The sequence below is a fragment of the Nocardia sp. CC213A genome (assembly GCF_030766805.1).
In the GTDB taxonomy this organism is placed as follows: domain Bacteria; phylum Actinomycetota; class Actinomycetes; order Mycobacteriales; family Mycobacteriaceae; genus Nocardia; species Nocardia otitidiscaviarum.
In genome coordinates, this window is record NZ_JASFXA010000001.1 from 689,460 (window position 1) to 709,820 (window position 20,361).

A 20,361-nucleotide genomic window follows, 5' to 3' on the forward strand; every position below is an offset into this window, starting at 1 on the left:
AATGGTCGCAAGATTGTTATGTAGCTGATCCCCATACTAGACCGAAGGAAGGTTGGACCCCGAGCGGGTCGGATCCAGGTGGACAACAACACATTTGGGAGTGCGGCGTGACCACGTTTCTCGATTCGACACTCGAAGCCCGCTGCGTTCGTTACCGCCGCGAGTTTCACCTGCCGTCATCGATCGATCCCACGTCACGACACATCCTGCTCGAGATAGGCAATCGGTACGGGGCCGTCACCATGCCCGCCGAACTCGGCGAGCGCGTCCAGCGGCGACTGGAGCAGGCGGAACTCGCCGGCCCCGTCGTACACCACCCCCGCGCCCGACGCTGGACCTTCATCACCGGTCCCGCCCGGCCGGAATCGATCACCCCCGCGGTATCGGCGACGCTGTTCCGCATGTACGCCACCGTCGCGTGCGCGGGCGCACAGGTCGTACTCCCGTCCGCCGACGACGAACGGACGGGATATCGCACCTGGGTGCGAGCGCCCGGGACCGCGCGCACGGTCCCGCCGCTGGAATCGGTGCTCGAGGCGCTGCTCGGGCGCTGACCCGGTATCGCTATTCGGCCGACGCCTCGACCGCGACGACTTTCTGCCGCAGTTTCTCGACGGTCTCGGCCGGATCGGCGGTGCCGTACACCGCCGACCCCGCGACGAAGCAATCCACACCCGCCTCGGCGGCCTGTTCGATGGTGTCCATATTGATGCCGCCGTCGATCTCCACCACCAGACGCAGTTCGCCCGCGTCCACCAGATCACGGACGACGCGCGCCTTGTCCAAGACGTGCGGAATGAACGACTGGCCGCCGAAACCAGGTTCGACACTCATGACGAGCAGCGTGTCGAATTCCTTCAGCACCTCGAGGTAGGGCTCGATCGGGGTGTTCGGCTTCACCGACAGTCCCGCCTTGGCCCCCGCCGCGCGGATATCGCGCGCCACCGCGACCGGATTGTCGGTGGTCTCGGCGTGGAAGGTGACGTTGTAGGCGCCGGCCTCCGCGTACCCCGGCGCCCACCGCTCCGGATTCTCGATCATGAGGTGGCAGTCCACGGGAATGTCGGTCACCTTCAGAATGCTCTGCACCACCGGCAGACCCAGGGTCAGATTGGGCACGAAGTGGTTGTCCATCACATCGACATGCACCCAGTCCGAGCCTTCGATGGCCTTCAGCTCGGCGGCGAGATTCGCGAAATCGGCGGACAGGATGGAGGGGGCGATCATCGGCGGGGGCCGATGGAAGGAAGTGGAGGAGGTGCACACAGGGCGCAGTCTATCGGCCCGGCCCCGACCGCCCCGGCACGCCCGAACAGGGCATTGCGCTGATTGCCGCGCGACGGAATGGGTAGCCTAGTGCAGGTGATCAATATTTCGGCGGAACAAGGGCTGCGCGCGACCCCGGTCGAGATCGGCGTCGCCGCATCGGTCTCCCAGTTGCCCATCGTGCGCGGACTCGCCGAAACACTGGTGCTGCTCAGTGATTTCACCCTGGATGAGGTCGCCGACATCCGGCTGGCCGTGGACGAGGCGGCCTCCACCCTCATCGCGCTCGCCAAACCCGACTCCACCCTGCGCTGCCGGTTCACCGTCGGCGACACCGATCTGGTGGTGGCGGTCGACGGCGTGGCGGAGAAGCAGGGTATGCCGGACGAGAGCGGCTTCGGCTGGCATGTGCTGCGCACCCTGTCGGATTCGGTGACCGCGACGCAGGGCGAGTTCGATCCGGCGCTCGCCGGATACCCGACCACCGTGGAGTTCCGGCGGGTCCGGGGGAAGGCGTAGTGGTCGGCGAGGACACCGTGTTCGAATCCCAGGAATCTCCGCAACCCGAGCCCACCGAGGAGCGGGTCGGCGACGGCAACGAGAACAGCGACAGCACCGAGAACGAGGAAACCGCCGAGGATCTCGATGCCGGCGAGGCGGAGGAGGTCGCGCGCAGCGTCTCCGGCTACGACGACGTCTCGGCGCTGTTCGAGGCGATGGCGGCGGCACCCGAGAAGTCCACGCGGCGCGCCGACCTGCGGGCCGAACTCATCAACCGCTGCATCCCGCTGGCCGACCACATCGCCCGCAAATTCAGCGGGCGCGGTGAGCCGTTCGACGATCTCACCCAGGTGGCGCGGGTCGGCCTGGTGCACGCGGTGGACCGATTCGACATCACCCGCGGCTCCAACTTCCTGTCCTTCGCGGTGCCGACCATCATGGGCGAGGTGCGTCGCTATTTCCGCGACAACACCTGGGCCATGCGGGTTCCGCGCCGGATCAAGGAAACCCATCTGCGTATCGGCTCCGCCATCGACGCCCTCTCCCAGCAGCTGGGCCGCTCCCCCACGGCCAAGGAGATCGCCGCCGAACTCGGGATCGACGCCGATGAGGTGACCCAGGCCGTGATCGCCGGAAACGCCTACCAGCCCAGCTCCATCGACGCGGTCTCGGTGGGCCGCGACACCGAGGCATCCCTGCTCGACACCCTGGGCGAGGAGGAGTCACAGTTCGACCGGGTCGAGGAGTACGTCGCCATCCGCCCCCTGCTCGCGGGCCTGCCCGAACGCGAACGCCGCATCCTCACCATGCGCTTCTTCGAATCCATGACCCAGACCCAGATCGCGCAGCAGATGGGCATCTCACAGATGCACGTCTCCCGCATCCTCGCCAAAACCCTGGCCCGCCTGCGGGAACAGTCGGCACGGGAGTGACGGTCCGGATCGGCGATCAACCGATGACAGCTCGGCCGTGACGAATCCCGGGCTGATGCTGGCGCATTCGGCGACGCGGGTGCCGTCCGGAGCCCAGATCGCGCTGCCGCCGCAGGCCTCGTAGGCACCGGCCGGGCCGAGGTGATTGGCCAGCACGACATGCAGGCCGTTCCGCTCGGCCAAGGCGGGCAGGATCGCGGCGCGCTCCCGCTCGCCCGGGCCGCGGCCGTACAGGGAGCTGGCGAGCAGAACCTGGCAGCCGTCGGCGGCGGCGCGCTCGGCCAGTTCCGGAATATGCGCGTCATAGCAGATCGCGATGCCGAAAGCGGTACCGCCCAGGCTGAATCGGCCGTCGACGGTGCCCGGGACGAATCCGGCGGCCCGCTCGGTCGCGGTGACATGGCGCTTGTCGTAGCGCGTCACCGTCTCCCCGTCGGGGCCGTAGACGAAGGCGCTGATCGTCACGCCGCGCGGCGCGCGGCCCGGGCAGCCGACGAGCGCCGCCGCCCGCACTGCCCGGCACGCCTCGCGAATCACGGTCAGCCGCTCGTCCTCCGGAGTGAGGGCGAACCGGCCCGGCTCGTCGGTGACGCCCAGTTCGTAACCGGTGAGCGCGAGTTCGGGAAAGACCACCAGCTCCGCACCGGCACCGCCCGCCGCGCGCACGAGTGCCGCCCCGGCCGCCGCGTTCGCGGCGATGTCGAACGGCCGGGAGGTGAACTGCGCTGCGGCGACGATCATTCCGACATGATGGCTCGAGGCGACCGACCCCGCACCGCTGAGCCGGACGGCCCCCGACGATCGACCACACATCCACTCGCCCCGCGACCCGGGACGAACGCACGCATCCACTCGCCGCGCCAGACCCGCGACAAGTGACCGCGCGCCCCTCGCCGGACGTCCCTCAGCACACGACCACGCATCCAGCCGAACGACCCACGTCGAACGACCACGCACCCCTTGCCGAGCGACCCGCCCCAGGTTGCCGGGGGCGAACCGCGCGACCGCTCACGGTTTGCGCAGGGCCGCGAGGAACATGGCGTCGGTGCCGTGGCGGTGCGGCCACAGTTGGGCGCCCGGTCCGTCGCCGGTGTCTGGGACGCCGGGGAGCAGGTCTCGGGTGTCGAGTTGGATCGCGCCGGTGCGGCGGGCGATATCGGCCACCACCGAGACGGTCTCCGGCAGGTGCGGGGAGCAGGTGGAGTAAACGACAACACCGCCCGGACGCAGCAGATCCCATGCGGCGGTGAGCAATTCGCGTTGCAGGGTGACCAGGTCGCGGACATCGGAGGGGCGGCGACGCCAGCGGGCCTCGGGACGTCTGCGCAGCGCGCCCAGGCCGGTGCAGGGGGCGTCCACCAGGATGCGGTCGTAGCCGGGAGTCAGGCCGGTGTCGCGGCCGTCGGCGACATGGACGGTGACCGGCATCGAGCGGGTGGCCTGGCGGACCAGGTCGGCACGGTGCTCGGCCGGTTCCACGGCGTCGACATGGAAGCCGTCGATATCGGCGATGGCGCCGAGCAGGGCGGTCTTGCCACCCGGACCGGCGCACAGGTCGAGCCAGCGGCCGCCGTCGGGACCGTCGAGCGGGGCCCGGGTCAGCGCGAGCGCCACCAGCTGGCTGCCCTCGTCCTGGACGGCCGCCATACCCTCGCGCACCGGTTCCAGCTTGGCCGGATCGCCGCCGTCGAGGTACACCGCGTACGGCGACCAGCGGCCTTCCTCGCCACCGGTCACCAGGGCCAGTTCCTCGGCGCTGATCTCCCCCGGCCGCGCCACCAGGTGGACCGCCGGGCGGGCGTCGTCGGCGGCGAGCACATCGCGCAGCTCCCCGGCCCGCGCGCCGAGCGCATCCGCGAACGCCTGCGCGATCCAGGTGGGATGGGCGTACTCGAAGGCCAGATGTCCCAGCGGATCCGCGGGAGCCAGCCGGTCCACCCACTCCTCCGGCGTCCGCTCGGCCGCCCGCCGCAGCACGGCATTGACGAATCCGGCCTTGCCGCCGCCGAATTCGGATCGCACCAGCGCCACCGAGGTGTCCACCGCCGCATGCGCCCCGATCCGGGTCCGCAACAGCTGATACACCCCCAACCGCAGCACATCCAGCAGCGCCCCGTCGATCTCGGTCACCGGCCGCCCGGCACAGTCCGCGATCACCGCGTCCAGCAGCCCCTGCGACCGGCACGCGCCATAGGTCAATTCGGTGGCCAGCGCCGCGTCCCGCCCGGACAGCTTCCGCTCCCGCAGCAGCCCCGGCAGCACGAGATTCGCGTACGCGTCCCGCTCCCGCACGGCCCGCAGCACATCCCGCGCCACCACCCGCACCGGATCGGCCTGCCCGTACTCACCGCCGCGCCCGGCCTGCCGCGCACCGCGACCACCGTCGCCCCGCGACCGGTCCCGGCCGCCGCCCGAACCGTCTTCGCGCCGACGGGCACCGCCGCCGCGCCCCGCACCGTCACTCCGCCCGCGCCGATCACGCCCGCCACCGGCGCCGGCGGAACCATCGTCCCGCGGATCGCCGCGCCGGACATCGGCGGAACCGTCCCGCGCGGCCGGAGCGCCCGAGCGGCCCTCCCGCTCATCAGCTCGCGAGACACCGGCTCCGGTAGCCGCGCCACGCCGGCGGCCGTTGCGATCATCACGCGATCGGTCACCACGCGGCCGGTCATCCTGCCGCCGACGGCGTGCGTCGTCGGCCGTCCGCTCGAGATCACCCCCGCCGGGCGCGCCCGCGCCTTGACCTCGACCGTGAACTTCACTGCGGGACAGGCTCTTTCGCCGACCTGGCGGGCGATCCTCCGCACCGCGCCGCCCCTCGGCGAAGCCGCTGTCCCGCGGGCCGCCGGTTCCGCCTCGTCGCCCTTGGCGGTCGTCGTGCGGCCGACCTCCGCCGCGACCGTATCCTTCGTTGCGGGACACGGCATTCCGCCGACCCGCGGGCCGGTCTTCCGCGCCGTTCCGATCGCCCGACATGCCACCGTCGCGCGAGCCGCGGGGGTCCGAGTCCCCCGTGTGCCGCCCTCCGGACCGGCGGTCGTCGTCGCGTCCGCGCTCGGGCCGGGTCACTCGACCACCGCGCCCGGTTGCAGGCGGGCGCCGCGGGCCCAGTCGAGGGCGGCCATCATCTTCTTGCCCTGAGGCTGCACCTGGTCGAGGCGGATCGCGGTGGTGGCGGTGCCGATGTAGACACCGGATTTGCGGACCTCGATGGCGCGCTCGGGCAGGGCCTCCTCCACCATGTCGACGGGGCCGAGTTTGAGGCGTTTGCCGTCGACCACGGTCCACGCGCCGGGGGCCGGGGTGACCGCGCGAATGCGGCGGGAGATGGCGAGAGCCGGTTGGTCCCAACGGATGTGCCCGGCCTCGGCTTCCACCTTGGGGGCGTAGGAGATGCCGTCGGTGGATTGCGGGACCGCGTGCACGGTGCCGTCCTCCACGCCGTCGAGGGTGGTTTCGAGCAAGTGCGCACCGCTGTCGGCGAGCCGCTCCAACAGCACGCCCGCGGTATCGGTGACCCGGATCTTCTCGGTCACCATGCCGAAGACGGGGCCGGTGTCCAGGCCCGCCTCGATCTGGAAGGTGGAGGCGCCGGTGATCTCGTCCCCGGCCAGAATGGCCGCCTGCACCGGAGCCGCGCCGCGCCAGGCGGGCAGCAGCGAGAAGTGCAGATTGATCCAGCCGTGGCGCGGAATGTCGAGCACCCGCTGCGGCAGCAGCGCCCCGTAGGCCACCACCGGACAGCAGTCGGGCGCCAATTCCCGCAATCGCTCGATGAATTCGGGTTCGGACGGCTTGCGCGGCGTGAGCACCGGAATGCCGTGCTCGTCGGCCAGCCGCCCGATGGGTGAGCGGGTGACCTTGCGCCCGCGCCCGGCAACGGCGTCGGGGCGGGTCACCACCGCGACCACCTCGTGACGCGACGATGCGATGAGCCGCCGCAGTGACGGCACCGCCGGTTCCGGCGTTCCCGCGAAGACCACGCGCATCAGCGACCCCGTCCCGACGCGTCGGCGCGCTTGCGGCCACCGATCTCGGCGGCGGGCACCACCGTGATGCCCGCTGTGAACCAGGAGGATTCGCGGATGGTCCGCATCGCCTCCTTGCGCGGGGCGGGTTCCAGGCGTTGCAGGAACAGCACGCCGTCCAGATGGTCGGTCTCGTGCTGGACGCAGCGGGCCAGCAGACCCTCGGCCCGGAATTCCACCGGCGCGCCGGTCATGTCGGCCCCGCGGGCGCGCACCGCCATCGCCCGGGTGACGTCCTCGCGCACCCCCGGAATGGACAGGCAGCCCTCCGGCCCGGTCTGGGTCTCGTCGCCGTCGACCTCGAACTCCGGATTGATCAGATGCCCGCGGGCGTCCCCGGTGTCGTAGACGAAGACGCGCAGCCCGACCCCGATCTGCGGGGCCGCCATGCCGACACCGCCACTTTCGTACATGGTGTCGGTGAGGTCGGTGACCAGCTGGCGCACCTGCTGGTCGAACGTCTCCACCTCCGCCGCGCGAGCGCGCAGAATCGGATCGCCGAACAGGCGGACGGGCTGGATGGTCACGGGCGGCTCCCGGTAGCGAATGAATACGGTCGTCTCATTTTACGGATACCGGGAGCCAGCCTGATCAGGAATGCGCCGCCAGGACTACTTCGGCGATTCCGGTGCCCATGGCGACCGGTTCGCAGACCGGTGTCCGCGCGGTGGCCGGATCGAGCGCGTTCAACAGCAGCCGATGCACGTACGGCTCGTACACCGTGTGGAAATGGCCGGTCAGATTGTCCGCGCAGAGGTCCTGGACGACCAGGTTCGTCGCTCCCGGACCGCGCAGCGCGATGTTCTCGAAGGGCTGGATCATCTCATCCACCCGGCTGCCGATGGTGGTGTAACGCACACCGGGCACGGTGTCCCCGCCCGCGTTGAGCGCCACGATGAACTCCGACCCGGCGGCCTGCTGCACGGCGGCCTTGGAGCTGGCCAGTTCGAAGACCGGGAACAGCACCGGCATGTACTTCGCCACCGGCACGATGCCGTACATGACACCGCCGTAGCTGGGTGAGGCCAGGCCGATCCAGTGCCCGACCTTCGGCGCTCCCCCGAGCTGATTGACCCAGTAGCGGGTCACGTTGGCGCCCTGGGAGAATCCCACCAGATCCACCTGTTGCGCACCGGTCGCGGCCAGCACCCGGTCGACGAAGACGCCGATCTGCGCGGAGCTCACCCAGATGTCCTCGGTGCCGTAGGTCTCCGCGTCGGGCGCGCCGCCGTAGTTCAGCGCGAACACGCAGTAGCCCGCCGCGGCCAGCAGCGGCGCGATGGCCGCCCAGTCGGAGTACGCCGACGAGTCGGTGCCGTGCGCGAGGATCACCGGGCGTGGGTGCGCGGCGCCGGGTTCACAGTCGAAATCGTTGGCGCCCTGCGGCGCGGCGTTCGGATGGTCCTTCAGATAGCGGGCCGCGCCGAGATGGTCGGTCTGCGGCGGTCCCGCCTGGACGGGGACCACGATGCCGTCCCCCACCGGTTGTGCGGTGGCGGTCGCCGCGCCGATCGGCGTCATGCCCGCGGCGACCGCCCACATCATTACCCCCGCCGCGGCGATCCAGCGCCAGCGGCTCCTCTTTTGTCCCATGTCCCAATGCAACACGGGGCCCATGTGTGCCATGCCATGATTTTCCCCGGCGGACGGCCGAAATGCGCATCGGGCAAGGGCGTTTCGCTGCCATTACTTTTCGGGTGTGTCGTCCTCGGCGAGGATGCGGTAGAGGGATTTGCGCGCCTCGGTGAGCACCTCGGCCGCCGTGGCTGCCTGCGCCGGGGTGCCGACGGCGGCCACCTGGGCGACCGCGCCCATGAGCTGGCCGACCAGCCCGCGCAGATCCAGGGTCTGATCGCCGACGCCGTCCTTGACCTCCTGCCAGGGGTCGCCGAGGTCGGAGCGGTGCTCCGCCACGTAGGCGGTACCGGCTTCGGTCAGTTTGGCGGTCTTGCGACCCGACACCTTCTCGATGATCACCAGACCCTCGTCCTCGAGCTGCGCGAGCGCGGGGTAGATGGATCCGGGGCTGGGCCGCCAGACGTCCTCGCTGCGTTCGCGAATCTGCTGGATCAGCTCGTAGCCGTGCATGGGCCGCTCCTGCAGCAGCAGGAGGATGGCCGCGCGCACATCACCGCGCCGACCGCGGCCACCGCGGCCGCGACCGCGACCGAAGTGCGGACCGGGCCCGAAACCGGGGCCGAAACCACCCGGGCCGAAGCCGGGACCGAAGTCGCCGAAGCCGCGGCCGTGACCGTGGCGGTGCGGACCGCCGGGGCCACCGTGCGGACCGCGCCCCATCCGGGGATGGTCGGGACCGCGCTGCTGGTCGCGTCGCATGCGACGCCAGGGCCCGCGGGCCCCGTGTGTGTTGTCCATGTGTTCCATGGCGCTGCCTCCTTCAAGGCTTGTCGTTACTCTTTCCGATATCGACGATATATCGGCAATCTATCCACGGCAAGAGTGAAAGACGACACAAACCGCCCGGTCGCGACCTAGTGCGCGAGGGAGTCGATCCACGCCGCCAGGCGACGCCCCTCGGTCACCATGAGCTCGGGATCACGAAACGTGTTGGTGAGCAACGAGATTCCCTGATAGGCGGCCAGCAGTGCCACGGCCAGTTCGCGCGCCTCGGCGCGCCCCATGGTGGCGAACTGCGTTTCGGCCCAGTCGATGAGCAGTCCCATGACGGCGGCCAGCTCGCGGTCGAGGCCGTCGGCGCGCTTGTCGAGTTCGGTGGCGAGCGTGCCGGTCGGGCAGCCGTACCGGGCGGCGGCATCGCGCTGTTCGACCCAGCCGTGCACCAGGGCTTTCAACCGCTCGGCCGGGGTGTCGAGGGCGTTCAGGTCGGCGATCAGGGCGTCGAGCACGCGCGCGTGCGAGCCGATCGCCGCCTGCACGAGTTGATCCTTGGTCTTGAAGTAGTAGTAGACATTGCCCACGGGAACGTCGGCCGCCTGCGCGATATGGGCGATGGTCGTCTTCTCCACGCCCTGCCGATAGAACACGTCGGCGGCGGCCGCGGCCAACCGCTCGCGTTTACCCTGCGCCATCCGCCGCCTCCCGACTGAGTTAGTCATGCAACTAACTATAGACACGACCGCCCCTCACCGGCTACGGTTCGTTCTTAGTCAGTCAACTTACTTAGGAGTTTCGATGATCGTGGTGACCGGTGCGACCGGAAATGTCGGACGCCCACTGGTCCGCATGCTCGCGGCGGCGGGAGCGGAGGTGACGGCGGTGTCCCGCACGGCGGCCGGGGAGCTGCCCGCGGGTGTGCGCCACGTGGCCGCGGACCTCACCGATACCGACAGCCTGGCCCCCGCCTTCGCGGGCGCCGACGCGCTCTACCTGCTCTTCGCACCGGGCTCGTTCCACGCGGATGTGCGGGGTCTGCTCGCGGCCGCCGCCGCGGCGGGCGTGCGGCGCGTGGTGCTCCAGTCCTCGCAAGGGGTGGCCACCCGGCCGGAGTCCCCCTCGCACGGACAGCTGGGCAAGGCGATCGAGGACGCGGTGCGGGCCTCGGGGCTGTCCTGGACCATCCTGCGTCCCGGCGGGTTCCAGTCCAACGCCCTGGCCTGGGCCGCGCGGGTGCGGGCCGAACGCGAGGTCAGCGCACCGTTCGGCGAGGTGGCCATCCCGTTCGTCGATCCGGAGGACATCGCCGCGGTCGCGGCGGCCGCCCTGCGCGAGGACGGGCACGACGGGCAGATCTACGTGCTCACCGGCCCGGTCGCGGAGTCACCGCGCGAACGGGTCCGAGCCTTGAGCGAGGCACTCGGGGAGCCGGTGCGCTTCCTGGACCAGTCCCCCGCGCAGGCGCGGACCGAGTTGCTCGCGATCATGCCGCCGGATGTGGCCGATACGACCCTCGCCATCCTGGGTGCGCCCACCGACGCGGAACAGCGCATCAGCCCCGATATCGAACGCGTGCTCGGGCGTGCGCCCCGGCGGTTCGCCGCCTGGGCTCAGCGCACGGTCGCGGCCTTCCGCTGAACGTCCGCGATGGCCGCGCGCAGCGCGTCGAGGAATTCCGCTGTGCCCGAAGTTGACTTGGCGTTGCTCGAAACCGATCTCACGGTGCCGGATGCCGGTTCCGCGGTGCCCGACGACGGCGTCTTCTCTGTGCCCAACGCCAACTCCACTGCGCCCGAGTGCGGTTCCGCTGCGCTCGAGGCCGACTCCGCGGCGCTCGAGGCCGCGGTGCCCGGAGGCGCCTGCGCTGTACCGGAAGCCAGCTCCGTCGTGCCCACAGTCGATTCCCGCCGGAGCACGGCCACCGTGGGCCGTACGGCCTCCTCGTGATCGATGCGCAGGGCCGTCACCGCCGCCGGGAGGGCGGTGACGGCCAGGCCGGGAACGACCGTGACACCGAGCCCGGCGGCGACCAGGCCCAGCTTGGCCGACCAGTCCTTGACCACGTACCGGTGCGCGGGCGCGGTCCCCTCCAGCCACGCGCCCAGCAGCGGAGTTCCGGGTTCGAGGCTGCCCACGATCCACCGCTCGTCGCGCAGCATCGCGGCCGATACCGTGGTGCGCCCCGCGAGCCGGTGCGCCGTGGGAACGGCGACGAACAGCGGGTCGTCCAGCAGCGGCACCATCCGCAGCTCCGCGGGAACGGTGGCCGGTGCGGCGACGACCGCCACATCCGTACGACGGCGCGCGACGGAGTTGAGCAGCGCGGGACTGGTCCCCTCGCGCGGCACCAGGGTGATGTGCGGATGCCGCCGGGCGAATTCGGCCATGGCCCGCGGCACCACCGCGGCCATGGCGCTGGCGAAGCCGCCGACGCGCAGCCGACCGCGCGGCCGGGCCTCGAGTTCGAGCAGTTCCTGCCGGGCGGTGTCCAGATCGCCGAGCACGATCTCGGCATGCCGGGCGACGAGGCGGCCCGCCTCGGTGGGACGCACCCCGCGCGCCCGCCGCTCGAACAGCGCCTGCCCCGCCGCGCGCTCCATCAGCTGGATCTGGCGCGACACCGCGGACTGGGTGTAGCCCAGGCGATCCGCCGCGGCCGAGAACGAACCGCCGCGCGCCACCTCCCGCAGCACGCGCAGACCGACGACGGTGAACTCACCCATGCGGAAAGGTGATACCAGATATGCGAAAGCCCCGCTGGTCGCATGGCCGGGTCCGACCTAGCGTGGCCGGTATGACAGCGCAGCAGCAGACCAACCGCGAACTCGTGCAACGCGTCTTCGCACGCATGGCGGCGGGCGACACCCGGGCGTTGACCGAGGCCATGGCCGAGGACGTCGCCTGGACCTTCCCGGGCGGCTGGTCGTGGTCGGGTACCTGGTCACCGAAGACCGTGGTGCTGCGAGAGCTGTTGCGGCCGTTGCTGGCTCAGTTCACCGACTATCGGATGACGGCCGATCTCGTACTCGCCGACGGCGATCGCGTGGTGGTGCAGGCGCGCGGGCACGGCACCACCGTGCGCGGCGACGCCTACGAGCAGACGTACTGCCTCATCCTGCGCCTGTCCGACGGGCTGATCACCGAGATCGTGGAGCACTGCGACACCGCGCTGGTGGAGCGGACCCTGGTGCGGCCCTGAGCCCGCTCACTCCTTGCGGACCGCGTACTCCTGCCCACCCGGCTTCCACACCACGATCTCCAGCTGTCCGTCGATCAGTTCGACCGCGGACGCGCCGGTGATCTCGGCTCCGAAGAACGGATCGAACTTCTCGCCGCGCAGATCCATACCGCTGTCCTGGAACAGGTGCTCGGCGAAGCGTGCGTGCAGGGCCTCGTCCCGGATGTTCTCCACCGTCCCCCAGAGCTTCGCGTCCCCGTCGCCGACCATGGTGTCGACCGTGGCGGTGTGCAGGCTGAAGCGCGGATCGCGTTGCAGGTCACGGAATTTGGTGGTGTTCGGCATGCCGATCAACCAGAGCCGGTCCTCGAAGAACAGTGGTTCCATCGGACTGATGCGGGGGAAGCCGTCCGAACGCAGGGTCGCGAGCATGCAGAGATTGCCGGTCGCGGAGTGACGCCGCCGGAAGATGGTCGCAATGCGGGGCGCGGCGGCGGCGAATTCGGTCCAGGGTGTCATGGATCAACCGTAAATCCGCAGCTACGGCCCACGCTTGACCGTTCTTGCCCGATGCGCGGGCGGCACGCTCGAGCGATGCTCAGCCGATGTCGACGGGGTCGATCTGCACACGCAGCGGTCCGTCCGAGCGGTGGCTGCTGCGCACCGCCTGGGCGGCGAGCAGCGCCCGCGACAGCGCCGCGCCCTGCGACCGGTCGACCCGCAGGATCATCCGCTCCACCTCGGCGGGAGTGTCCCCGCTGAACGGTTTGCGGGCACCGAAGGGCAGCGGCACCGGCCCCAGCACCTCCACCTCGGCGGGCAGCCGCGCATCGCCCAGCAGTTCGGCGATGGTGTCGGTGGTGCCGTCGACGGCGACGAAGCGCACCGCGGGCGGGAACCGCACCTCGGTGCGCCCGGAGAGCTCGACCTGCGCGTGCCCCACCGGGTCCCAGCGCACCAGCGCCTGCACGGTGGGAATGGACGGTTCGGCCATGACCAGCACCTGACCGTCCGGCCGCACCAGTGCGGCGGCGGACATCCAGCGGCGCAACGCGTCCTCGGCGGCCCGCAGATCCGCGCGGCCCAGCAGCGCCCAGCCGTCGAGCAGCAGCGCCACCCCGTAGCCGCCGGGCACGGTCGGCTCGGCCCCGATGGTCGAGACCACCACCTGCGGCCCCTCCGGCACGGTGGTCAGCACCGATGTCCCGCCCGATCCCCGGATCGACACGCCGGGAAAGGCACGGCCCAGTTCCTCGGCGGTGCGCATCGCCCCGATCACCACCGCGCGCAGTGCCCGGGAACCGCAGGAGCCGCACCGGAACGCCGCCTCGGTGATACCGCACCATCGGCAGCTCGGACTGTGCGCGGTCTCACCGGAGGCGGTGCGCACCGCCGCGACACCGAGTTCCCGCGAACCGGTGCGCGGTCCGCGACCACCGGATGCGCTGTCGGGCAGGGCGAGTGGGCCGTTGCAGTGCCGACAGCGCGCGGGCGTTCGGCATTTCGCACAGGCCAGCGCCGGAATGTAGCCCCGGCGCGGCACCTGGACCAGTACCGGATCGCCCGCGGCCAGCGCGCGCCGGGCGGCGGCGAAGGCGGTCGCGGGAATACGGACGGCGCGGGCGATGGGATCGCGTTCCATGGCCGCGTCGGTGTCGCCGGGCGCGCTGATGCGCGGCATGGCCTGGCGCACCGTCGACCGCTCCGCCAGCAGGTCGTGCGCCCACCCGGATTCGACCACGGCCTGGATCTCGGCGGTGCGGGCGAAGCCACCGGCCAGGAAGGCCGCGCCGGTCTCGTGCGCACGCAGCATGGCCACCTCGCGGGCATGTGGATACGGCGCGCGCGGTTCGGCGTAGGTGTCGTCGCCGTCGTCCCAGATGGCGATGAGCCCCAGCTCCCGGGCCGGGGCGAAAACGGTGCTGCGGGTGCCGACCACCACCCGCGCGCTGCCGCGCAGCGCGCCCAGCCAGCGCCGGTAGCGGGCGGTGGGGCCGAGACCGGCGGCCAGCCCGACCGCGGCATCGCCGACCAGCGCGGTGCATGCGGTGAGCACCCGGTCGAGATCGCGCTGGTCGGGGACGAGCAGGACGGCGCTGCGGCCCCCGGCCACCACCACGGCGGCGAGTTCGGCCAGCCGACGCGCCCAGTCCTCCCCCGGCAGCGCCTGCCAGGCGGCGCGCGGACCGCGCCCCGCACGCAGGGCGGCGAGGAAGCTGCCGGCGTGCGCGTAGCGCTCCCACTCCGGGAACGAATCCGGAATCTCCGGCAGCTCAACGGGTTTGGGTTCCTCGGCCTCCGTGCGCGCGTGCCGCGGCGGAATGGCCAGCCGCAGCACGTCGGCGCGGGTGCCCGCGTAGCGCGCGGCCACGGCCTCGACCAGGCGCAGGATCTCGGGTGTCAGCACCCGCTCCCCCGACACCACCCGGTCCAGGGTGACGATCTTGCCGGTGTGCTCACTGCGTGCCAGCCGTTCCAGCACGAACCCGTCGATCAGGCGGCCGGAGAAGCGCACCCGCACGCGCACGCCGGGCTGGGCGAGCGCATCCATCTCGGGCGGGACCCGGTAGTCGAAGTCCCGGTCGAGATGCACCGGTTCCAGCAGTGGAAGCACCCGCGCGATGGGGTGCTCCACCGAACCGGCGACGGCGGGAGCGGAGCCCTGCGAGGTGCGCGTCGCGTCCTCCGGGCCCGGCGCTCCCGCCGTCGCGTCGGTGTCGGCCAATTACAGTCCGGCGGCCGCGCGCAGTTTCTCCGCGCGATCGGTGCGCTCCCACGGCAGATCGACATCGGTACGGCCGAAGTGGCCGTAGGCGGCGGTCGGCGCGTAGATCGGGCGCAGCAGGTCCAGATCGCGGATGATCGCGCCGGGACGCAGGTCGAAGACCTCGGCGATGGCGGCGGAGATCTTGGCGGGGTCGATCTGCTCGGTGCCGAAGGTCTCCACGAACAGGCCCACCGGGGCGGCCTTGCCGATGGCGTAGGCGACCTGCACCTCGACGCGCTCGGACAGGCCGGCCGCGACGACGTTCTTGGCGACCCAGCGCATGGCGTAGGCGGCGGAGCGGTCGACCTTCGACGGGTCCTTGCCGGAGAAGGCGCCGCCGCCGTGGCGGGCCATACCGCCGTAGGTGTCGACGATGATCTTGCGACCGGTCAGGCCCGCGTCGCCCATGGGGCCGCCGAGGACGAACTTTCCGGTCGGGTTGACCAGCAGTCGCACGTCGGAGGTATCGAGGGGGTTCGGCAGTTCCAGGTCGCCCAGCACCGCGTCCACGACCTTCTCACGGATATCGGGAGCGAGCAGGTTGTCGAGGTCGATATCGGCGGCGTGCTGGGTGGAGATGACCACGGTGTCCAGCCGGACCGGGGTGTCGCCGTCGTACTCGATGGTGACCTGGGTCTTGCCGTCGGGACGCAGGTACGGCAGCACGCCGGACTTGCGCACCTCGGTGAGACGCCGGGACAGCTTGTGCGCCAAGGAGATCGGCAGCGGCATCAGCTCCGGGGTCTCCCGGGTGGCGTAGCCGAACATCAGGCCCTGGTCGCCCGCGCCCTGACGCGCGATGGCGTCGTCCTCGCCGCCGACGCGGGCCTCGTGCGAGGTGTCCACGCCCTGGGCGATATCCGGCGACTGCGCGCCGATGGCGACGTTCACGCCGCAGGACGCGCCGTCGAATCCCTTTGCCGAGGAGTCGTATCCGATCTCCAGGACCTTCTCGCGGACGATGGTCGGGATGTCGGCGTAGGCCGAGGTGGTGACCTCACCGGCCACGTGCACCTGACCGGTGGTCACCATGGTCTCCACCGCGACCCGGCTGCGCGGATCGGCCGCGAGCAACGCGTCGAGGATGGAATCGCTGATGGCGTCACAGATCTTGTCCGGATGACCCTCGGTCACGGACTCACTGGTGAATAGGCGGCTGCCAGACGTGCGCACAGTTCTTCCCTCTCCCTCAACGGGTTTCTCGTTCGGCTTGCGACAGTAGCGGGCTCCCCCGCCTGCACAACCCTGTGTCTGTAGGTTATTCCAAAGCTGCGGGCGCGTGGGCCACGACCGGGTGGCCGGGATGCCGCGCCCAGGTGACGAAACAATACCGACCCAGACAGTTTGCCGCCCGATTGGTACGTTGCGTCGGCGTGGCGATCGCGATCAGCGCAGCAGCGGGCCGAGCGCGTCCAACACGCGGCTGGCGAGCAGCGCCTTGGACCCGTGATCCAAAGCGATCTCGGTACCGTCGGCACCGAGCAGCCAGCCGTCGTTGTGGTCCACCTCGAACGCCTTGCCCTCGCCGACGGCGTTCACCACCAGCAGGTCGCAGCCCTTGCGGGCCAGTTTGGCGCGGGCATGGGTGAGCACATCGCCGTGCTCGTCCCCGGTCTCGGCGGCGAAACCGACGATCGCGGTACCCGGCAGCTGCCCGTCCCGACGGGCTTGCACCAGCCCCGCCAGGATATCGGGAGTCTTGGCGAGTTCGATCGAATTCGGTTCTCCCGCACCCTTTTTGATTTTCGCCGCGGCCACGTTCACCGGCCGGAAGTCGGCCACCGCGGCCGCCATGATCACCGCGTCCGCGCCGAGGGCGTGCTTGTCGACCGCGGTCTTCAGCTGTTCGGCGGTGGTGATGTCGACGACCTCGACCGCGGCCGGAGCCGCCATGCCGATGGTGTTACCCGCGATGAGCGTCACCTGCGCCCCGCGCTGCGCGGCCACCCGGGCCAGCGCGTAGCCCTGTTTGCCGGAGCTGCGGTTGCCCAGGAAGCGCACCGGATCCAGGGGTTCCCGGGTGCCACCGGCGGTCACCACGATCCGGCGGCCCTCGAGATCACGCGGAATCGCGTCGGCGCGCTCCCGCAGCAGCGAGGCGAGCGCGAAGATCTCCTCGGGTTCGGGCAGGCGGCCCGCACCCGTGTCGGCGCCGGTGAGGCGGCCGTGCGCGGGTTCCATCACGATGGCCCCGTGGCGGCGCAGCGTGGCGACGTTCTCCTGGGTGGCCGGATGCTCCCACATCTCGGTGTGCATGGCCGGGGCGAACAGCACGGGACATCGGGCGGTCAGCAGCGTGGCGGTGAGCAGGTCGTCGGCGCGCCCCTGCGCGGCCCGCGCCATGAGGTCGGCGGTGGCGGGCGCGATGACGACGAGGTCGGCCTCCTGGCCGAGCCGTACGTGCGGCACCTCGGGCACATCGGCGAACACACCGGTGTTGACCGGATTGCCGGACAGCGCCTCGAAGGTGGCCTTGCCGACGAACTCGAGCGCCGACCGCGTGGGAATGACGCGAACCTCGTGGCCGGTCTCGGTGAACCGGCGCACGAGGGCGCAACTCTTGTAGGCGGCGATGCCGCCGCCGACGCCGACGACGATCCGGGTCACCGCGCGCCCCGGACGGTTGGCACGCTCGCGGGCGTGATGGGAGTGGTCACCGTGTGCCTCCAGCGCCGTCGTTGGTTGTCACGCCGGGCGTTCCGCATGCTCGGCGTGTATCCGAATGGCTCGGCCTACTCGCCTTCGGAGTGCTCGAGCAGATCGGCGTGGATCTCACGCATGGCCACCGAGAGCGGCTTCTCCTGCAGACCCGGCTCGACCAGCGGGCCGACGTACTCGAGAATGCCGTCGCCGAGCTGGTTGTAGTAGTCGTTGATCTGCCGCGCCCGCTTGGCCGCGTAGATGACCAGCGCGTACTTGGACGAGGTGCGCTCCAGCAGCTCGTCGATCGGCGGGTTGGTCAGGCCGACCGGAGTGTCGTAGGCGGGGGCGGCCTTCATGTCCGTACTCACTGGGGAGGCTCCTGCGGGGTTGATGGTCAACGGGGTGGGCGTCCGGCCCGGTCGGCCGCGAGGTCCGCGGGCGGACTTCAGGGGGCCGACGAGCCGTGCTTCGAGGCAGACCTCGAATTTGTGCTAACGAACAACGATACCAACCGCTCACAGGCGGCGGTCACCTCGTCGTTCACTATGACGATGTCGAACTCGTCACAGGCCGCCAATTCGGTTTTCGCGGTCTGCAGGCGCCGCTCGATCACCTCGGGCGATTCGGTACCCCGGGAGGTGAGCCGGGATACCAGCTCGTCCCAGCTGGGCGGTGCCAGGAAGACCAGCAGGGCCTCCGGCATCGCCCGGCGGACCGAGCGCGCCCCTTCGAGATCGACTTCGAGCAGTACCGAGCGACCGGCCGCCAGGGCCTCCCGCACCGGCGCGGCCGGGGTGCCCGACCGCTGCAACCCGCCGTGGATATCGGCCCATTCCAGGAGTTCGTCCGCCGCGATCATGGCGTCGAACTGTTCCCTGGTGACGAAGCGATAGTCACGACCGTCGACCTCACCGGGCCGGGGAGCCCGGGTGGTGGCCGACACACTGAACACCAGTTCCGGCAACCGTTCGCGCACACAGCGCACGACGGTTGACTTTCCTACGGCCGAGGGGCCGACCAGGACTACCAGCCGACCCTTCCGAGTGTGTTCGACCACCCTCGGATTATTCGGCGCTGAAGTCGAACCGGGCCAGCAGCGCCTTGCGCTGCCGGTCGCCCAGACCACGCAGGCGGCGGGTCGGAGCGATCTCCAGTTCGCTCATGATCTCAGCAGCCTTGACCTTGCCCACCTTCGGCAGGGCTTCCAGCAGAGCCGAAACCTTCATCTTGCCGAGCACTTCGTCCTTCTCGGCGTCCTGAAGGACCGTCTTCAGGTCGGTGCCGCCACGCTTCAAGCGCTCCTTGAGCTCCGCCCGAGCGCGGCGAGCGGCAGCCGCCTTCTCCAAAGCAGCGGCGCGCTGCTCGTCAGTCAGCTGGGGAAGGGCCACGGTTCCTCCGTCTCATCGTTCATTGCATCTACTCCCGCCGGGGAGAACCCCGGCGGTCTCAGCGACCGTACCCACGTCGCCTGGCGATTGCGAACCCGCCCCCCAGGTCAGCGCGTGATTCCGGGCACGGCCGCGCCGAGCGGGCATCCGCGAGGGGTGACTCCGCCCGGCTGCGACGATACTAACCACAGAATCGCGAACCCCGTTGCAGCCAGGGCGTTTTCACGCTTTCACCAGGTGAGCCGGGGACAGACCCTACCGCCGGGTCACCTCGTAACCGAGCTGTGATCACGCGACCTGGAATTTTCTCGGATTTCTCGGCGTGTCGCGCAAAAACCGCACCGCGTGTCGCGCATCACACGCTACCACCGCGAGGCGTCCGCCGCCCGGTCCCGAGTCCGCTCGAACCCCGCTGAACACGGCCTGAAAGGGCCGCAGAGGGGCGAAAACACATCGGTGTAGTTCTCGGGTGCGACACGGGCGCGACCGTGCGCCAGAACGGCACTGAGGGCCACCTGGCCGGCTCCGTTTCGCTCACAGCGAAACCGGACATATCGGACCGATCTCGGCTGGTCACACACGTGCGCGCCACCGATCGGACGCGCGATACAGCGGTCAGCTGCTCTCGCGCCCCGATCGGACGCGCGGCGACAGCGGTCAGCTGCTCTGCACGGCGATCCGGAGGCCGAGCGCCACCATGAGCGTGCCCATGGCCGCATCGATGGCCCGCCGCACCCGCTGGCGGGTGAAGACGTGACGCAACGCGCCGATGGCCACGGCCAGGGTCACGAACCAGGTCAGGTTCACGACCGTGCAGACCAGGGCCAGCTCGAGGGTGCTCAGCGCCGACGGATCGGCGGGCAGGAACTGCGGCACCAGGGCGATGAAGAACACCGCGGCCTTGGGGTTGAGCAGATTGTTCAGCAGACCCTGCCGGAAGGCCATGCGCAGGCCGTGCCGCCGCGGTCCCGCCTCGGCGTCGAGTTCGTAGTCCCCGCGCCGCGCCGCCAGCAGGGCGCGCACCCCGAGGTAGGCGAGGTAGGCCGCGCCGACCAGCTTCACCGCGGTGTAGGCCACGGCCGAGGCGGCCAGCAGTCCGGCGATGCCGACGGCCGTGATCAGCGACCACGCGAAGACGCCCGCGGCGATACCCGCCGCGCTGGCGATTCCGGCGCGGCGACCCGAGACGGCGCTGTTGCGCACGACGATGACGAAATCGGGGCCGGGTGTCATGGATCCGAGCAGAATCACTCCGGCGAGTGCGAGAACCTGTGCCGTCGACATCACCGGCTCAGCGTACGCG

Annotated in this window: 22 protein-coding genes; 5 read left to right on the forward strand and 17 right to left on the reverse strand. The window is 70.7% G+C overall.

Annotated elements, in window-relative coordinates:
• Window positions 1-107 precede the first annotated feature (107 nt).
• A complete protein-coding gene (locus tag QJS31_RS03260) occupies window positions 108-554 on the forward strand; it encodes a hypothetical protein (protein ID WP_282785565.1) in 447 nt (148 codons plus the stop codon).
• Window positions 555-564: 10 nt separating this feature from the next.
• Here the strand turns inward: QJS31_RS03260 and rpe are convergent, their stop codons facing one another.
• On the reverse strand, window positions 565-1,227 hold the full coding sequence (gene rpe / locus QJS31_RS03265; RefSeq protein ID WP_029924469.1) for a ribulose-phosphate 3-epimerase: 663 nt from the start codon (window positions 1,225-1,227) through the stop codon (window positions 565-567).
• Between the two features lie 135 nt (window positions 1,228-1,362).
• Here rpe and QJS31_RS03270 point away from each other — a divergent pair, with 135 nt between their 5' ends.
• On the forward strand, window positions 1,363-1,785 hold the full coding sequence (locus QJS31_RS03270; RefSeq protein WP_143981495.1) for an ATP-binding protein: 423 nt from the start codon (window positions 1,363-1,365) through the stop codon (window positions 1,783-1,785).
• Entirely contained in the window at window positions 1,785-2,699 is a 915-nt protein-coding gene (locus QJS31_RS03275; RefSeq protein WP_282785564.1) for a SigB/SigF/SigG family RNA polymerase sigma factor, read from the forward strand. The genes QJS31_RS03270 and QJS31_RS03275 overlap by 1 nt, the downstream gene beginning before the upstream one ends.
• Here the strand turns inward: QJS31_RS03275 and QJS31_RS03280 are convergent.
• The 7 genes from QJS31_RS03280 to QJS31_RS03310 all read right to left on the reverse strand — a co-directional run bounded on the left by QJS31_RS03280 (window position 2,628) and on the right by QJS31_RS03310 (window position 9,804).
• The gene (locus QJS31_RS03280; protein WP_282785563.1) at window positions 2,628-3,440 is read right to left on the reverse strand and encodes a carbon-nitrogen hydrolase family protein; all 813 of its coding nucleotides are present in this window, start codon (window positions 3,438-3,440) and stop codon (window positions 2,628-2,630) included. The two genes, QJS31_RS03275 and QJS31_RS03280, sit on opposite strands and share 72 nt — an antisense overlap.
• Window positions 3,441-3,707: 267 nt before the next feature.
• Window positions 3,708-5,015, reverse strand: coding sequence for an RsmB/NOP family class I SAM-dependent RNA methyltransferase (locus QJS31_RS03285; RefSeq protein ID WP_306355885.1), 1,308 nt, complete (start codon window positions 5,013-5,015; stop codon window positions 3,708-3,710).
• Between the two features lie 749 nt (window positions 5,016-5,764).
• Window positions 5,765-6,688, reverse strand: coding sequence for a methionyl-tRNA formyltransferase (gene fmt, locus QJS31_RS03290; protein ID WP_029924459.1), 924 nt, complete (start codon window positions 6,686-6,688; stop codon window positions 5,765-5,767).
• A complete protein-coding gene (gene def / locus QJS31_RS03295; protein WP_282785002.1) occupies window positions 6,688-7,254 on the reverse strand; it encodes a peptide deformylase in 567 nt (188 codons plus the stop codon). Before def ends, fmt begins: the two co-directional genes overlap by 1 nt.
• A 64-nt stretch (window positions 7,255-7,318) precedes the next feature.
• Complete coding sequence (locus QJS31_RS03300) at window positions 7,319-8,320, reverse strand: esterase/lipase family protein (protein ID WP_372341737.1); 1,002 nt, start codon at window positions 8,318-8,320, stop codon at window positions 7,319-7,321.
• A gap of 93 nt (window positions 8,321-8,413) precedes the next feature.
• On the reverse strand, window positions 8,414-9,064 hold the full coding sequence (locus tag QJS31_RS03305; protein WP_372341741.1) for a PadR family transcriptional regulator: 651 nt from the start codon (window positions 9,062-9,064) through the stop codon (window positions 8,414-8,416).
• A 155-nt stretch (window positions 9,065-9,219) separates the two neighbouring features.
• Entirely contained in the window at window positions 9,220-9,804 is a 585-nt protein-coding gene (locus tag QJS31_RS03310) for a TetR/AcrR family transcriptional regulator (protein ID WP_282785001.1), read from the reverse strand.
• A 76-nt stretch (window positions 9,805-9,880) separates the two neighbouring features.
• On the opposite strand from QJS31_RS03310, the gene QJS31_RS03315 reads away from it, so the two are divergent.
• Entirely contained in the window at window positions 9,881-10,720 is an 840-nt protein-coding gene (locus tag QJS31_RS03315; RefSeq protein WP_282785000.1) for an NAD(P)H-binding protein, read from the forward strand.
• Here the strand turns inward: QJS31_RS03315 and QJS31_RS03320 are convergent.
• Complete coding sequence (locus tag QJS31_RS03320; RefSeq protein WP_282784999.1) at window positions 10,693-11,805, reverse strand: LysR family transcriptional regulator; 1,113 nt, start codon at window positions 11,803-11,805, stop codon at window positions 10,693-10,695. The genes QJS31_RS03315 and QJS31_RS03320 overlap by 28 nt on opposite strands.
• A 71-nt stretch (window positions 11,806-11,876) precedes the next feature.
• Here QJS31_RS03320 and QJS31_RS03325 point away from each other — a divergent pair, with 71 nt between their 5' ends.
• Window positions 11,877-12,281 carry a nuclear transport factor 2 family protein gene (locus QJS31_RS03325; RefSeq protein ID WP_282784998.1) on the forward strand — a complete coding sequence of 135 codons (405 nt, stop codon included), beginning with the start codon at window positions 11,877-11,879 and terminating at the stop codon, window positions 12,279-12,281.
• 6 nt (window positions 12,282-12,287) lie between these two features.
• Here the strand turns inward: QJS31_RS03325 and QJS31_RS03330 are convergent, their stop codons facing one another.
• From QJS31_RS03330 to QJS31_RS03365, 8 genes are all read right to left on the reverse strand, one after another.
• A complete protein-coding gene (locus QJS31_RS03330) occupies window positions 12,288-12,779 on the reverse strand; it encodes a pyridoxamine 5'-phosphate oxidase family protein (RefSeq protein ID WP_282784997.1) in 492 nt (163 codons plus the stop codon).
• Between the two features lie 79 nt (window positions 12,780-12,858).
• Window positions 12,859-14,874 carry a primosomal protein N' gene (locus QJS31_RS03335; protein ID WP_306355915.1) on the reverse strand — a complete coding sequence of 672 codons (2,016 nt, stop codon included), beginning with the start codon at window positions 14,872-14,874 and terminating at the stop codon, window positions 12,859-12,861.
• Window positions 14,875-14,985: 111 nt separating this feature from the next.
• The gene (gene metK / locus QJS31_RS03340; RefSeq protein ID WP_282783078.1) at window positions 14,986-16,200 is read right to left on the reverse strand and encodes a methionine adenosyltransferase; all 1,215 of its coding nucleotides are present in this window, start codon (window positions 16,198-16,200) and stop codon (window positions 14,986-14,988) included.
• Between the two features lie 213 nt (window positions 16,201-16,413).
• Window positions 16,414-17,634 carry a bifunctional phosphopantothenoylcysteine decarboxylase/phosphopantothenate--cysteine ligase CoaBC gene (coaBC, locus tag QJS31_RS03345; RefSeq protein WP_282783080.1) on the reverse strand — a complete coding sequence of 407 codons (1,221 nt, stop codon included), beginning with the start codon at window positions 17,632-17,634 and terminating at the stop codon, window positions 16,414-16,416.
• Between the two features lie 125 nt (window positions 17,635-17,759).
• Complete coding sequence (gene rpoZ, locus QJS31_RS03350; protein ID WP_029924434.1) at window positions 17,760-18,026, reverse strand: DNA-directed RNA polymerase subunit omega; 267 nt, start codon at window positions 18,024-18,026, stop codon at window positions 17,760-17,762.
• 89 nt (window positions 18,027-18,115) lie between these two features.
• Window positions 18,116-18,727 (reverse strand): guanylate kinase, encoded by a 612-nt coding sequence (gene gmk, locus QJS31_RS03355; protein WP_143981505.1) that lies wholly within the window; start codon window positions 18,725-18,727, stop codon window positions 18,116-18,118.
• Between the two features lie 7 nt (window positions 18,728-18,734).
• The gene (mihF, locus tag QJS31_RS03360; protein ID WP_029924430.1) at window positions 18,735-19,058 is read right to left on the reverse strand and encodes an integration host factor, actinobacterial type; all 324 of its coding nucleotides are present in this window, start codon (window positions 19,056-19,058) and stop codon (window positions 18,735-18,737) included.
• A 657-nt stretch (window positions 19,059-19,715) separates the two neighbouring features.
• Window positions 19,716-20,342, reverse strand: coding sequence for a LysE family translocator (locus QJS31_RS03365; RefSeq protein ID WP_282783085.1), 627 nt, complete (start codon window positions 20,340-20,342; stop codon window positions 19,716-19,718).
• Window positions 20,343-20,361: the final 19 nt, after the last annotated feature.